This window comes from Actinopolymorpha sp. B11F2, assembly GCF_040195635.1.
Lineage (GTDB): Bacteria > Actinomycetota > Actinomycetes > Propionibacteriales > Actinopolymorphaceae > Thermasporomyces.
In genome coordinates, this window is record NZ_JBEFTX010000002.1 from 229,606 (window position 1) to 243,918 (window position 14,313).

Sequence of the window (14,313 nt, forward strand, 5' to 3'; positions counted from 1 at the left end):
CGACCAGACTCCGGGGATGATCGGACGATGGCACGGCCTGGTGATCGACTGTCCGGATCCTGACGAGCTCGCGACGTTCTATGCCGAACTACTCGGGATGATCCGCGTACAGGACGACGGAGACTGGGTGGTCATTGGTGATGCGGCGGACCGGCCCGGACTGGCTTTCCAGGGCACCGACGACTATCGACCTCCGCGCTGGCCAGATCCCCTGTATCCGAAGCACATGCACCTCGATGTGCGGGTGGACGATCTCGACGAAGCCGAGCGGAAGGTGCTTGCGTTGGGTGCGGTCCGCCAGTACCGACACGAGACCTGCAGGGTCTACCTGGACCCTGCCGGCCACCCGTTCTGTCTCATCACTCAGTAGCCGTACCCACCGCTCTGGTGGCGGGCTCGGGCCGTACGCCGAGAATGCTTCATGAACACCATCATGATCACGGGTCAGTGGCCGAGAAGGCCGGCGATACGGAGGACGGCGTCGAGGGCAGGGAGGACCCGGGCGGGTTCCATCCGGCCCTGCCAGTAGACCAGCAGGTCGGTGCCGTGCAGGCTCCAGTTCGGCGCCATGCCGGCCAGATGTGCCCGCACCATCGCGGGGCCGATGATCTTGCGGACAGCCTCCGGATGCGTACTCCTGACCCGGTAGTCACTGTCGAACTCGGCGATGCCGACCTCGGTGTCGTCCGGTCCGGTGAGCCAGCGCCACATCCGCGAGCCTGAGCCGCGTGCGGCGACCTCGATGCCGGGATAGGTGTACGGCAGATGGATGACACACGCGACGAAGTCATGGCTGTCCGTCGTGACCTGGGTCTGGCCGTTGACATAGCTCGTGCTGCTGGTCTGGTACGTGTACTCCGCCACGCTCACCGGCCGGTCGCGGTAGACGCCGGTGAAGAGGCAGCGGATGCCGCGAGGGTTCGCCCCGGGAAGGCGGACCGTCCAGGGGACTTCGACGCTTCCGGCGTACGTCGTCCAGCCGATCGAGGTGGCCCACTGCGCGAGGGACTCGAGGCGGCGCTGTTCGCGACGTTGCGCGAGCATGACGAGGGGCACCGTCAGCGTGATCAGGACGGCGATGAGGGCGATGACGATGACGGCGATGATCGCGCCCACGAGACAACCCTCCCCCCTCGCTCCTTCGAGCTTAGATCCTCGTGCGGGGGATCGTCGGGGATCGAACGGCCCGACCCAAATGACGCTTGTGAAAACTTTCACGAAGGACTAACGTGGGTGACATCGAAGAGCTAAGCCCAGGAGGTGAACGGGACGTGCACACCAAAGCCGTCCTCATCGCCGGTGGCGGCTATGTCGGAATGTATGCCGCACTTCGGCTCCAGAAGGCCCTGCGCCGCGACCTCGCGAAAGGCACCGTCTCGATCACGGTCGTCGATCCCCGGTCGTACATGACCTACCAGCCATTCCTCCCCGAAGCCGCGGCCGGAAACCTCGAACCACGGCACGTGGTCGTCGCCCTCCGGCGGCTGCTGCCGCGGGTCAAGGTGATCACCGGCCGGATCGCGGCGATCGACCACGCCAGCCACACGGCTCGAATCGAACCCTGCGCCGGTACGCCCTACGACGTGCAGTACGACGAGCTCGTGGTCGCCCTCGGGTCGGTCGCCAGGACACTGCCCATCCCGGGGCTCGCGGAGCACGCCATCGGCTTCAAACAGGTCGAGGAGGCGATCCAGCTCCGCAACCACGTGCTCGACCGGCTCGACATCGCCGAGTCGACCACCGACGAACGGATCCGCCGGCGGGCGCTCACCTTCGTCTTCGTCGGCGGAGGGTACGCAGGTGTCGAGGCGATGGCCGAGCTCGAGGACATGGCTCGCTACGCGACCCGCTACTACGAGCGCGTCAAGCCGAGCGACATGCGCTGGGTCCTCGTCGAGGCCGCCGACCGGATCCTCCCCGAGGTCGGCGCGGATCTCGGCCGCTACACCGTCGACCGACTTCGCGAACGCGCGATCGACGTCAAGTTGAACACCCTGCTCGAATCGTGCGTCGACGGGCACGTCGTGCTCTCCGACGGCAGCCGGTTCGAGTCCGACACGCTCGTCTGGACGGCAGGAGTGAAGGCCAACCCGGTCCTCGCCGCGTCCGATCTCCCGCTCGACGACAAGGGTCGGATCAGGGCGGCGGCCAACCTGCGAGTGGTGGGCCTGCCCGATGTCTGGGCGGCCGGCGACGCGGCGGCCGTGCCCGACCTCTCCGGTCCCGAGGGCGCGCTCTGCAGTCCGTCCGCCCAACACGCGGTGCGGCAGGCGAAGGTCCTGGGTGACAACCTCGTCCGGGCACTTCGCGGCAAGCCGCTTCGCGACTACCGGCACAGCCACGCCGGTTCGGTGGCGAGTCTCGGCCTGCACAAGGGCGTCGCCCAGGTCTATGGCGTGAAGCTCAAGGGCTGGCCGGCATGGTTCATGCACCGCACGTACCACGTGAGCCGGATGCCCACGCTCAACCGCAAGATCCGGATCATCTCCGACTGGACGCTCGCGCTGTTCTTCCGCCGCGAGCTCGTGTCGCTCGGAAACCTGCAGCGGCCGCGGGAGGAGTTCGTCCGCAGCGCCATGCCCCGCCAGGTGTCGCACACCGATGCCGTAGAGCAGGGTGCCGTAGTGCAGAGTGCGGTGGAGCAGGGTGCCGGTGAACTGGCGGCGCGCGAGAGGCAGGCGGCGAAGCGTTGAGGCGGCCGGACGCGGGCCGCACACCGGAGATAACCTCGGACTGCACGGCGCCGCCGCCTACCACGCGGGTGTCGTACAGATAGTGGGGGGAAGTCGTGGTCGGTCCTGTCGTCGCCGAACGTCTGCATGACGCCTTGCAACGGCTGTTCGGTCGGGAGGCGCCGGTCCGGATCCACGCGTGGGACGGATCGATCGCCGGCCCCCTCGACGCGCCGGCCGTCCGGGTCCACAGCCGCCGGGCTCTGCGTCGCCTGCTGTGGCGCCCGGACGAGCTCGGCCTCGTCCGCGCCTACGTCGCCGGTGAGGTGGACGTCGACGGCGATCTGCTCGGCGCCCTGGAGCGGCTGGCGCCATTCGGTCGTTCGATCGGCCGGCGGCCGGATCTCACGCCGGCCGACCGCAGTGAGCTGCTACGCACCGCGGTGCTTCTCGGCGCGGTGGGCCCGCATCCGAAGCCGCCGCCGGAGGAGATCAGCGGAGCCGAACGCCGGCACTCGATCGTCCGCGACAAGACGCTGAGTGGTGCGCACGACGGGCCGCTCGGCGCCGCCCTGCGGGCGCAGGTGTTCGGCTCCACGCTCGTCCATTCCAGCGCCTACTGGACCGATCCGGCGGGCACCCTCGACGATGCCCAGCGCGCGGGCCTCGACCTGGCGTGCCGCAAGCTCGGCTTGACAGAGCCGCGTCCGGCCGGCGCTGACGGAGCACGGGTGCTAGACGTGGGCTGCGGCTGGGGTTCGTTCCTGCTGTACGCCGCCGAGCACTACGGCGTCACCGGCGTCGGCATCACACTTGCGGCCGACCAGGTGGAGCTCGCCACCAAGCGCGCGGTGGATGCGGGGCTCGCCGACCGGGTGGAGTTCCGGCTCGCCGACTGGCACGAACTCGACGACGGGCCCTATGACGCGATCATCGCCAGCGGCCTCGCGGAGTACGTCGGGTCGGCCCGGCTCGCGGAGTACGCCCGGACCCTCCGTGGACTTCTGCGCCCGGGTGGGCGGGCGCTGCTGCACCAGGTCAGCCAGCGCGGGGGCGACGAGGTGGTGCCGGAGCGGTCGTTCATCGATGCGTACGTGTTCCCCGGCGCGGAGATCCTGACCCTCGGCACGATTGTCGACACCTTTGAACGCGCCGGACTGGAGATCAGGGACCTGGAGTCGTTCCGGGAGCACTACGCACGGACGTTGCGGTCCTGGGTAGCCAACCTCGAAGCCGGATGGGACGCCTGCACCCTGCAGCTGTCACCGGGGCGGGCCCGGGTCTGGCACCTCTACCTCGCGGTGTCGGCACTTGCCTTCGAACTGGCCCGGATCAGCGTGCACCAGCTGGTTGCCGTTCGTACGCACGGAGACGGACGCTCGGAGTTCCCACCCACCCGCACGAGCTGGACCCTCCCCGCCTCGCCGGAATGACCACACGGGCGGCCGCTCAGTTCAGGGCGCCGAGAACGAGACCCCGGCGGATCGAACGCTGCGCGATGATGTAGGTGAGGACCGGCGGAATCGCGGCCATCAACAGCCCGGTCACCAGCAAGGGTGTGTCGCCCCCGAAGCGCTGCACCGTCGTCGCCACCCCGAGCGTCACCGTCGCCTTCTCCTCCGACTGCAGGAACACCAGGGGAGTGAGCAGGTCGTTCCACCACGCGGTGACAGCGAAGATGGTGATCGTGACGATGCCGGGGATGCTCATCGGGATCACGATCCTGTGCATGATCTGGAAGTAGCCCGCGCCGTCGACCCTCGCCGCCTCGAGGAGTTCGCGGGGGAGGCCCCGCATGAAAGCCGACAGCAGGAACAGCGAACCAGGCAGGGCGGTCGTGGCCCACAACAGGATCACCGACGCTGGATGGTCGATCAGGCCCAGCCGGGCGAAGAGGACGTAGTCGGGGATGATGAACGTCACCCCCGGGATGGCCAGGCTGGAGATGAACGCCATGAAGAGCAGCCGCCGCCCGGGGAACTCCAGCTTGGCGAAGGCGAAGGCCGCCGGCACCGCCGCGACGACGCAGATCACCCACGCGAGGGCGATGTAGCTCACCGAGTTGGCGTACAACCGGACGATGTCGAACCTCGCGAACATCGCGGCGAAGTTCTCGACGTAGGTCACCGTCGCCGGCAACGACAGCGGGTCGCGGATGTAGTCCGCCTGGCTCTTCAGGCTGGTGGCGAGCATGAAGAACAACGGGTAGATCGCGAAGACCGCGACGATGGTGAGCAGGCCGGTGATCGTGCTTCGTCCGACCAGGCGCGTGGTCCTGCCGACCGATCCGCCACTGACCGGATTCGCGCTGCGACCGCTCACCTCACCCGCCCTACCTTTCCACCGAGTAGCGCTCGAAGTTGCGGATCTGCAACCACGCGATCGACACCACCAGCACGAGCAGGACGACCGAGAGCGCCGACGCGTAGCCGAGTTCGCCGTTCTCGAAGGCGCTGAGGTAGATCTGGTAGTCCAGCGGCGTCGTCGAGCGCCCCGGCCCTCCGCCGGTGATCGTGTAGACGAACGAGAACAGCCCGATGAAGACATAGACCGTGTTGGTGACGAGGAAGTACGTGATGGCGGGCGCCTGCATCGGCAGCACGATCCGGAAGAGCCGGCGCCACCAGCCCGCGCCGTCGATCTGGGCGGCCTCGATGACCTCACCCGGCATCGCCGACAGTCCGGCGAGGAAGATCAGGACGCCCTGGCCGAGCGTCTGCCAGTAGAACGCGGCGATGAGCACGAGGAACGCGGTCACGGTCGACGCGAGCCAGTCGACGGCCAAAGCGTCGAGCCCCACCCGTGTCAAGGCGGTGTTGACGACGCCTTCCGGGGCGAAGAGGCTGCGCATCAGCAGACCGACGATCACCGCGGACAGGATCGTCGGCAGATAGAAGACCGAACGGAAGAACTGGGCACCGGGCGTTCCCTCGTGCAACAACACCGACACCGACAACGTGATGACGAGAATGAACGGGATGGAGACAAAGAAGACGAGGTTCGTACGCAGGTACTCCCAGATGTCACCGGACCCGAACAGCTGCTGGTAGTTCTGCGTACCCACCCAGGTGGTGACGATCCCGTTCCACTCGGTGAAACTGTGGTAGATCGCGGTCGCGAGTGGATACCACATGAGCAAGGCGACGAGCGCGACCGCCGGGATGACCGACACGATCCCGATCACGGCCTCGCGTCTCTTGAGCCCGTGGCGTGGTCGCTGCCGCACCGGTGCGTTGGTGCGTTCTCTGCTTCGCAGCTCGACGTCGGCGGGCATGCGCAAGGCCGTGTCTAGTTCTTCGCGGCGATCTCGTCGCGCTTCGCGTCGGTACGGGTGAGGAACTCGGCCGCGGAGATCTTGCCACCCCACGCGAGCTGGGCCTGCGCGAGGATCTCGTCGACGAGCTCGGTCGGCCAGATGTTGTCGGCGTAGAAGACGAACTTCTCGTTCACCCAGCGATATTGCTGCTGGTACAGCGGATCGGAGTAGATCTCGGTCGGGTCGAGCCCCACCGCGTTCGGGATGGGCGTGGTTTCCCCGCTGGCGATGCGCTGCTGCTGTTCCTCGGCGCTGACCAGGTGCTTGATCAGGCGTACGGCCTCGTCCTTGTTCTTCGAGTAGTTCGTCACCACGAGGGCGCCACCCGGTCCGCCGATGCCAGTGCCGGTCACCGAGACCGACGAGCTGACATCGGGCAGCGTGGTCATCACGATGTTGTCGCCGAGGGTCGAACGCAGGTCGGGAATCGCCCACGCACCCTCGACCACAGCGGCTGCCTTGCCCGCGGCCAGCCGGCTCTGTGCCTGACCCCCGTCCATGGTCGGCGCGCCCGGAACGGTGTAGTCGACGAGCTGCAGCCACTTCGTCACGACGTCCTCGATGGCGGGGTCGGCGAAGTCACGGTCACCGGCTCCGAGTTCGTGCAGTCCCGCCTCGCCGCCGACGACCTGCGCGATCCAGTAGAAGAGCGTGAACGCCGTCGAGTTGTACTTCCCGAGGGCCAGGGGGGTGACGCCGGTGCGCTTGATCTGGTCGAGCAGGTCGATCCAGGCGTCCCAGCTCATGGGGGTGTCGCCGATCTCCGTGCCCACCTTGGCGAGCACCCGGCGGTCGAAGTAGAGCGCGCAGATGCCGTCGTTGCCGGAGGGTACGCCGTAGATCGTGCCCTTGCCCGGCTCGAATCCTTCGGTGACGGCGGCCCAGCCGGTCAGCTGGTCGCGTTCGGCGGCGGTGAAGTACTCGTCGAGCGGTTCGAGGTAGTCCTTGACGCCGAACGTGTAGGCGCCTGACCACAGCGACGCGACGTCCGGTCCGTTGCGGGCCACCCCGGCGGCGCGGAACTTCGTGAACATCGGCAGGTCGCCGGGCAGGTCGCTCACCTTGGCGGCCAGCTTGGTGTCCTTGCTGAACCGCTGGGTCGAACGGACGACCCAGAACTCCCCGCGCTTCTTCGTCTTCTCGGTGTCGGAGGAGGTGGCGTAGACGGCGTTCCAGAACGCCAGGCCGTTCTCTCCGTCGCTCGCGCCACCGCCACAGCCCGCCGCGCCGAGACTCGCGAGACCGGCGGCGCCGAGCCCGAGTCCGCCCAGCCTGAGGGCGCCGCGGCGCGAGTACACCGGCGGAGAGGCTTTGGTCGGGCAGGTCATCCCCGGGGGCCGCGTGGTCAGGAGCGGAGTGTCCGAGGACGAGTGGGGCGCGCGGGTCATGAGGGTCGCCGACTTTCACTCAGTGAAGGAGACTGTTACTGTGTAGCAGGGGACCATTAACCACCCGAGCGCTTCGTTCCGTCAAGAGTCCGGCGTACGCCCTGTGTGGGTGGTCGCGAGACCACCGTGACAGCTCGCTCCAGTCACTGGGTAACGTGCGGACTCGCGAACGAAGCCGACCTTCGCCAAGCGAAGCGAGCAGGACCTGGAGGAGCCGGTGGCCGAGAGCCTCCAGGGCATCGACCGGCTGGTCCGGATCTTCGAGGCGGTAGCGGCCGGACCGGCACCGCTGTCCAGGATCGCTGCCGAGTCCGGGTTGAGCGACGCCACGGCGTTGCGCTACCTCGCGAGCCTCGTGTCCCACGGCTTCCTCGAGCGCGACCCGGTGAGCCGGCACTACCGCATCGGTATGCGGATGTTCCTGCTCGGGCGCAGCGCCATCGGTGGCCGCGACTTCATGGCCGTCGCCACGTCGGTGATGGCCCGGCTGGTCCAGGAGGTCGACGAGACCGTCAACCTCGGCGCCCGCGCCGGCGAGGACCTGGTGATCGTCCATGCGCTCGAGAGCTCGCAGCCGATCCGCAAGGGCGCCGCCGTGGGGGAGAAGGACGACTGGCACGCCTCGGGGCTCGGCAAGGCCATCCTCGCGACGTTGCCGCTGGTCGAGATCGAGAAGCTCCTCGACCACCACGGCATGCCCGAGCTGACCCCGCGGACCCTCACCTCGGCCGACGACCTGCTGCGCGACCTCGCCCGGGCCCGCGCGCGGGGGTTCGGCGTGGACGACGAGGAGTCCGTCGAGGGCCTGCGCTGCGTCGCCGTCCCGATCCGCGACGCGAGCGGTTCCGCGCGCTATGCGATGAGCGTCAGCGCGCCGAGCTACCGCCTCCCGCATGCCCGCCTGAACGACGTGGGTGGTGCGCTGCGCGCCCATGTGCAGGTGCTCGAGGCCATGCTCGACTACCACCCCGACCATGACCGAACGGAGTGAGGTCATGCATCAGCAACAGGACCAGTCGCCGAGGTGACCGATGAGCCGCACCAAGACCCAGCCCCTGCGCGTCGGTTTCGCCGGCGCCGCGCGTGGCGCCGGATTCGTCGCCGGCCTCCGGTCGGTGGCCGACGAGGCGTTGCTCCACGCGGTCTACGATCCCGATCGCGACGCCCGTAAGCGGTTCGCGGCCGAGCACGGGGTCGAGGTGGAGTGCGAGAGCTATGCCCACCTGCTCGACCAGGCCGACCTCGTGGTTGTCTCATCGCCGCAGCACCACCACGTGCCGCAGGCCGTCGCCGCCCTCGACGCCGGCATCCACGTGCTGTCGGAGGTTCCGGCCGCGGTGTCGCTGGAGCAGGCGTACGACCTGCTGGCCGCCTGCCGCCGCAGCTCCGCCCGCTACATGCTCGCCGAGAACTACTGCTACATCCGTTCAAACCTGGTCGTCCGCGAGATGGCGCGGCGGGGCGTGTTCGGTGAGCTGTACTACGGCGAGGGCGAGTACCTCCACGAGCTGAAGGGACTCTCCCGCCAGGCCGACGGCCGGCCGACCTGGCGCTACTACTGGCAGCACGGCCGCGCCGGCCATCCGTACCCGACCCACAGTCTCGGGCCGTTGTTGCAGTGGTTCGGCGATCGGGTCACCGCGGTGAGCTGCGTCGGCACGGGTCGGCACACCGCACCCGAGTTCGAGCTCGACGACACGGTGCTGCTGTTGTGCCGCACGTCGCGCGGTGCGCTGTTGCGGATCCGGTACGACACACTGTCGAACCGTCCGCACCTCATGGACTACTACTCCGTCCAGGGCACCGAGGGCGGGTACGAAGCGGCCCGGGCGGCGGGTGAGCAACCGCGCGTCCACGTCCAGGGGCGGAGCCCGGCCGGGAGCTGGGAGCCGCTGGACACCTATGCCGAGGAGTTCCTCCCCGACCGCTATCGGCAGCCGCCACCGGGTGCGGCCGGGCACTGGGGCGCCGACGCGTGGCCGATCGTGGAGTTCGTCAAGGCGGTCCAGGGTGGGACCGACGTACCCGTCGACATCTACGCTGCCCTCGAGATGTCGCTGCCCGGTGTCGTCTCCGAGCGCTCGCACGCGGAGAACGGCGCCTGGCTCCATGTTCCGGACCCGCGCACGATGACGGCGGGGATCGGCACCGAGCCCGGTCGGGAGGCCCCCCTTGCCTGAGACGCAGTTGCACATGGTGTGGCCCGCCGGTCGCGCGCTCGCGGAGGACGCGCTGGGACTACCCGAGGGGTACGCCCTCGAGCCGGCCGGATCCGACCACCTGCCCGCGTTCCGCGAACTGATGGCCAAGGTCGCCCTCGGGCAGTGGAACGACGAGAACCTCGCGCGGGTCCGCGCCACCGTCGTACCGTCGGGGTGGCAGGTCGTCCGCCACCAGGCGACCGGTGCACTGGTCGCGACCGGCATGGCGCAACTGAACCCGATCGCCGACCTCTATCCCGAGGGCCACGAGGTCGGCTGGATCGCCGCGCACCCGGACCACGGCGGTCGGGGACTGGGCCGCGTGATCACGGCCGCAGCGGTCGCCCGCCTGCTCGACGTCGGCGCCACTGAGATTTTTCTTCGCACCGACGACTACCGGTTACCTGCGATCAAGGCCTATCTGCGGCTCGGATTCGTACCCCACCTGTGGGCGGACGGCATGGTCGAACGCTGGCGCACGGTGTGCGACCGGCTGGACTGGCCCTTCGAGCCGCCCACCTGGCCCGGCGGGGATCAGCGACACTAGTCTCAGCTCGCAAGCGGCCCGGCCCCCGTAGCCCAACTGGTCGAGGCGGCCCACTTAAAATGGGTGTCAGTTCTGTGGGTTCGAATCCCACCGGGGGCACGCATTCTTCGTCGAGGCGAACCGCGGTGTCGTGGGTTGTCCCGGGTGGCGTCTCACAGTCGCCGCCCCAGATGTGCGGGCACATGGGACGAGTCCCGGTCCCAGGGACTGAGCGCGTCCGAATCGCCTGGTTTGGTACGAGCTAGAGTTTTTGTGCAGTCGCGGCCGCTCACCAGCTTCGCTGCTTTCCGGCTCGGCAGGCTCGCCTGTCTCGTCAGTGTCGCCCGGGGGAGGAGGACGGTGCAGCCGCTAGAGCGCGGTGATCCGGACCGGATCGGCGACTACCAGCTTCTGGCCCGGTTGGGTGAAGGCGGGATGGGCGTCGTCTACCTCGGACAGGCGCTCGGTGGCCGCAAGGTCGCGGTCAAGGTCATCCGGCGACGGTTCGCCGACGACACGGAGTACCGCGCACGGTTCCGCCGCGAGGTGAGGGCCGCCGGCGCGGTGAGTGGCCTGTTCACCGCGCCTGTGCTCGATGCCGGACCAGACGACCGGCCGCCGTGGTTGGTGACGTCGTACCTCCCCGGGATGTCGTTGTGGGACGCGGTCGTACGGTTCGGTGCGGTACCTGCGGATCCCGTACGCCTGCTGGCGATCGGTCTGACCGAGGCTCTCGTCGCGATCCACTCGGCTGATGTCGTCCATCGCGACCTGAAACCGGGCAACGTGATGCTGACCGCCGGTGGGCCCCGGGTGATCGACTTCGGGATCGCCCGGCCGACGGATGCCACCGCCATCACGCAGGCCGGCATGGTGGTCGGCTCGATCGGCTTCATGTCGCCCGAGCAGGCTTCTGCCGGTGCGATCGGCCCGGCCAGCGACGTCTTCGCCCTCGGTTCGGTCCTGGTGTACGCCGCGACCGGGAGAGAGCCGTTCGGGACCGGGTCCCCGGCGGCCACGTGGGGCCGGGTCGCTCGTGCGGAGGCGGATCTCCGCGGCCTCGAGCACCATCCTCTGTTCGAAGGGATCGCTGCCTGCCTGCGGCTTCGGCCGGAGGAACGACCGTCTGCCGCCGACCTGCTGGCCCGGTGGGTACGCCTGGGCCACGGCACGGAGTCGTTGCAGGGAACGGGGTGGCTGCCACCCGCCCTGGCGCAGGAGGTCGACCGGCGAGCCGGTGAAGCTCTCGACCTTCCCTCGCCGCTCCGCCCGGTTGGCCATGGCGATGTGCTCGGACACGGCGAGGTGCTCGGACACGGCGATGTGCGCGCGCCTGGTCGGGACGCGGCCGCCGCGGCCATGGGCGCGGCAACCGCCGAGCCGGTGGGACCGAACGTCGCCGATCTGGATTCGCGTGCCGATCCGGATGCCCCTGACGCGCGCGCACCCAGGTCGGCACGCCCGAGCCGGCGGTTGCTGGTCAGCGCGGGTGCCGGTGTCGGTGTCGCCGGCCTGCTCGCCACTCCCGCGCTCGTCGCGCTGTGGCGGAACCGGGACCCCAACGGCTGGGGCGGCTTGGGATCGCCGTCGCGGTCCGGTTCGCCCTCGGGGTCGGCTTCGCAGACCGTTGGGTCGTCGGGCCCGAAGTCCCGAGCGCCGGCAAGGCGGCCCTCGGCGGAGCGACCTCCGACGCCGACCGGCCCACCTCCCAAGGCTGACCTGCGGTGGAAGGTCCGGGTGACGGGCTCCGACTCAGACTCCTACCCCGACCTCACGATCGCGGACGGGATGGTGCTGGCGTGGACCGACAGTCACGTACGCGGCGTCGATCCGCACACCGGCCGGGTCCGGTGGAAGCGCGTCGCGAACGACAACCTGGGTGGTGTCGCCGGCGGTGTTGCGTACGTGATCGGTTCAGAGAGGTCATCGGCGTGGCAGGTCTCCGCTCTCCGCGCCACGTCCGGTGCCACGCGGTGGGCGTACAAGCCCTCGACCGGCGAGTACCTCTGGCATGGTCCGGCGGCGACCGGAGCGGTGGTCTGCTTCGGTGGCGACCGGATCCGGGCTCTGGGCGTACGCGACGGGAGGCCGCGATGGACGGTCGACGTCAGTGCGGACAACGGCCTCGCGGCGGGTGACGGACTCGTGGCCGCGGTCGGCGCTGGGCTTGTCGGGTTGGACGCCCGCGCCGGCCGGAGGAGATGGACCTACGCCGTGGACGACGGGCTCTACCCGCACGTCGCGTACGGCCACGTCTTCCTCTGCGACGGGTCAGGCACGTTGCATGCGGTCCGCGCGGACAACGGGCAGCCTGCCTGGCAGCGGCCGAACTCCCACAGCAGTCTCGGGCTCCAGTTCGGGGCTGGGATGCTGTACCTCGGCACCATCGACGGCAATGTCTTCGCACTCGACGCCGCCACCGGATCGCAGGTCTGGTCGCGCCGACTGGGCAGGGGCGAGGGAGCCGCGTTCCGCCAGGCGAACGCGCTCCGTCTGTCGGGAGACAGGCTGTACGCCGCGTGCCCGAACCAGACGGTCTACGCGCTCGACGCGGCCAACGGCCTTGTGCTGTGGACGTACGACATCGATCCGACGCTCAGCTCCGGTCCGGTGAGCACCGCCGGGCTGGTGTTCGTCGGCACGAGCGGACAGGTGCATGCTCTCGTTCCACCGACTGGAGGTGACCGTGGAGCCACTCGAGCCAGGTGATCCGCGTGCGATCGGACAGTGCCGGATCCAGGCCCGGATCGCCACCGGCGGCATGGCCAACGTCTACCTGGGCAGGTCGGCCGGCGGGCGCGCCGTGGCGGTCAAGGTGATGCACGACGACTTCGCCGGCCAACAGGACTACACCGACCGGTTCCGGCGAGAGGTCGCGGCGCTGCGGGCGGTGGGCGGGGGACACAACCCGGCCGTGCTCGAGGCGGATCCCGATGCCGCGGTGCCGTGGCTCGCGACCGAGTTCGTACCGTCGATGACGTTGCGGGATGCCGTACGCATGTCCGGCCCGCTGACCGCCCGGTCGGTCTGGCCGCTGGCGGCCGGTGTCGCCGAGGCGATGTCGGCGATCCACCGCGTCGGCTTCGTCCACCTGGATCTCACACCGGCCAACGTGATGCTCACCCGGGACGGACCGCGGGTCATCGACTTCGGGATCGCCCGCGAGCTCGACCCGGACGGTCTCGCCGTCACCGGCACTCCGGCCGGTTCGCAGGGTTTCATGTCACCGGAGCAGTTGGCCGGCGGACAGGTCGGCCCGGCGAGCGACGTCTTCTCCTTCGCAGCGATGGTGACGTACGCCTGCACCGGCACCGCCCCCGGTGTCGGCACCGGACCCGCGGGAGCCGACGGGATCACCGACGACGCCCTGCGAAGCTTGGTCGCGGACTGCCTTCGCGACGATCCGTCGACCCGCCCGACGGTGCCCGAGCTGATCGCTGCGCTGGGTTCGTTGACGCGGGACGGCCAGATCTCCGACCAGCTGTGGCTTCCGCCCGCGGTGACGGCCGCCATCGACAGGAGTGCCGACGAGGCTGTCAACCCGCCAGCTGCCGTACGACCCAGTGGCGTACGCCCAGTCGCCGTACCGCCGGGAGACGCGGAGCAGGACGACCTCCCGCCAGCAGCCCAGATGCCAACGCCCGACGGCGAGAGACCCACAAGGCGCTGGATCGCCCGATCGCCGGTGCTGGTCGGTGTCGCGGTCGCCATCGCAGCCGCCGTCGTGATAGCCGCGGCGGTCGGCATCGGAACCTCGATGTCGTCCGAACCGCGGGAGCCGTCGGACTCCGTCGCGTCCACCTCGGAACCGGGCGATCCGCGATCGACCCCGAAGGCGTCGCCATCGACGCCGAGCCCCACGGGTTCACCGACCCCTACAGAGTCGCCGACGCCGAGTGCCACCCCCACGCCGCGCATCCTGGAGTTCCGGTTCACCGGGGACGGCACGCTCACGAATCTGACCTACATCGTGAACGGCCGCTCCAAGACGGTGAAGGACGTCGAGCTTCCCTGGCGGGTCTCCGTCGACCTGCCCCAGGCGCCGGAGCAGTTCGAGTGGCAGCTCGCGTACCAGGTGGCGGGGAACATGGAGTATCGCGTCCTGCAGGACGGCGCGGACGCCGGGAGCGGGTGGAGCACCGGGGGCGAGGGAACAGCCGGCGGAACCCTCGTCTATCGCCCGACGGCACCGAAAGCGGGTGGCTAGTGA

At 69.3% G+C, this 14,313-nt stretch carries 12 protein-coding genes and 1 tRNA gene; 9 read left to right on the forward strand and 4 right to left on the reverse strand.

The window, feature by feature from the left end:
- The first annotated feature begins 16 nt into the window (after nt 1-16).
- Nucleotides 17-370, forward strand: a complete 354-nt coding sequence (locus ABN034_RS04945; protein WP_349689782.1) for a VOC family protein — start codon at nt 17-19, stop codon at nt 368-370.
- 74 nt (nt 371-444) lie between these two features.
- Here the strand turns inward: ABN034_RS04945 and ABN034_RS04950 are convergent, their stop codons facing one another.
- On the reverse strand, nt 445-1,116 hold the full coding sequence (locus ABN034_RS04950) for a hypothetical protein (protein WP_349689783.1): 672 nt from the start codon (nt 1,114-1,116) through the stop codon (nt 445-447).
- A gap of 155 nt (nt 1,117-1,271) precedes the next feature.
- Between ABN034_RS04950 and ABN034_RS04955 the strand changes: the two genes are divergently transcribed.
- Together ABN034_RS04955 and ABN034_RS04960 are read left to right on the forward strand one after the other, a co-directional pair.
- A complete protein-coding gene (locus ABN034_RS04955; RefSeq protein ID WP_349689784.1) occupies nt 1,272-2,693 on the forward strand; it encodes an NAD(P)/FAD-dependent oxidoreductase in 1,422 nt (473 codons plus the stop codon).
- Nucleotides 2,694-2,788: 95 nt separating this feature from the next.
- Nucleotides 2,789-4,105 carry a class I SAM-dependent methyltransferase gene (locus tag ABN034_RS04960; protein ID WP_349689785.1) on the forward strand — a complete coding sequence of 439 codons (1,317 nt, stop codon included), beginning with the start codon at nt 2,789-2,791 and terminating at the stop codon, nt 4,103-4,105.
- Nucleotides 4,106-4,121: 16 nt separating this feature from the next.
- On the opposite strand, the gene ABN034_RS04965 is transcribed toward ABN034_RS04960, so the two are convergent.
- From ABN034_RS04965 to ABN034_RS04975, 3 genes are read right to left on the reverse strand one after another with little or no spacing between them, the layout of a single operon-like run.
- Nucleotides 4,122-4,994, reverse strand: coding sequence for a carbohydrate ABC transporter permease (locus ABN034_RS04965; protein WP_349689786.1), 873 nt, complete (start codon nt 4,992-4,994; stop codon nt 4,122-4,124).
- 10 nt (nt 4,995-5,004) lie between these two features.
- On the reverse strand, nt 5,005-5,946 hold the full coding sequence (locus ABN034_RS04970) for a carbohydrate ABC transporter permease (RefSeq protein ID WP_349689787.1): 942 nt from the start codon (nt 5,944-5,946) through the stop codon (nt 5,005-5,007).
- A gap of 14 nt (nt 5,947-5,960) precedes the next feature.
- The gene (locus ABN034_RS04975) at nt 5,961-7,286 is read right to left on the reverse strand and encodes an ABC transporter substrate-binding protein (protein WP_349689788.1); all 1,326 of its coding nucleotides are present in this window, start codon (nt 7,284-7,286) and stop codon (nt 5,961-5,963) included.
- A 307-nt stretch (nt 7,287-7,593) separates the two neighbouring features.
- Here ABN034_RS04975 and ABN034_RS04980 point away from each other — a divergent pair, with 307 nt between their 5' ends.
- The 6 genes from ABN034_RS04980 to ABN034_RS05005 all read left to right on the forward strand — a co-directional run bounded on the left by ABN034_RS04980 (nt 7,594) and on the right by ABN034_RS05005 (nt 14,310).
- Complete coding sequence (locus ABN034_RS04980) at nt 7,594-8,367, forward strand: IclR family transcriptional regulator (RefSeq protein ID WP_349689789.1); 774 nt, start codon at nt 7,594-7,596, stop codon at nt 8,365-8,367.
- 40 nt (nt 8,368-8,407) lie between these two features.
- The gene (locus ABN034_RS04985; protein ID WP_349689790.1) at nt 8,408-9,556 is read left to right on the forward strand and encodes a Gfo/Idh/MocA family protein; all 1,149 of its coding nucleotides are present in this window, start codon (nt 8,408-8,410) and stop codon (nt 9,554-9,556) included.
- Nucleotides 9,549-10,124 carry a GNAT family N-acetyltransferase gene (locus tag ABN034_RS04990; protein WP_349689791.1) on the forward strand — a complete coding sequence of 192 codons (576 nt, stop codon included), beginning with the start codon at nt 9,549-9,551 and terminating at the stop codon, nt 10,122-10,124. The genes ABN034_RS04985 and ABN034_RS04990 overlap by 8 nt, the downstream gene beginning before the upstream one ends.
- Nucleotides 10,125-10,145: 21 nt before the next feature.
- A tRNA-Leu gene (locus tag ABN034_RS04995) sits at nt 10,146-10,223 on the forward strand.
- Nucleotides 10,224-10,463: 240 nt separating this feature from the next.
- The gene (locus ABN034_RS05000) at nt 10,464-12,812 is read left to right on the forward strand and encodes a serine/threonine-protein kinase (protein ID WP_349689792.1); all 2,349 of its coding nucleotides are present in this window, start codon (nt 10,464-10,466) and stop codon (nt 12,810-12,812) included.
- Nucleotides 12,760-14,310 (forward strand): serine/threonine-protein kinase, encoded by a 1,551-nt coding sequence (locus tag ABN034_RS05005; RefSeq protein ID WP_349689793.1) that lies wholly within the window; start codon nt 12,760-12,762, stop codon nt 14,308-14,310. Before ABN034_RS05000 ends, ABN034_RS05005 begins: the two co-directional genes overlap by 53 nt.
- The last annotated feature ends 3 nt before the right edge of the window (nt 14,311-14,313 follow it).

Coding starts and splice junctions, on each gene's coding strand:
- ABN034_RS04945 (WP_349689782.1), top strand. CDS start 17: ATGATCGGACGATGGCACGGCCTGGTGATCGACTGTCCGGATCCTGAC.
- ABN034_RS04970 (WP_349689787.1), bottom strand. CDS start 5,946: ATGCCCGCCGACGTCGAGCTGCGAAGCAGAGAACGCACCAACGCACCG.
- ABN034_RS04985 (WP_349689790.1), top strand. CDS start 8,408: ATGAGCCGCACCAAGACCCAGCCCCTGCGCGTCGGTTTCGCCGGCGCC.
- ABN034_RS05005 (WP_349689793.1), top strand. CDS start 12,760: ATGCTCTCGTTCCACCGACTGGAGGTGACCGTGGAGCCACTCGAGCCA.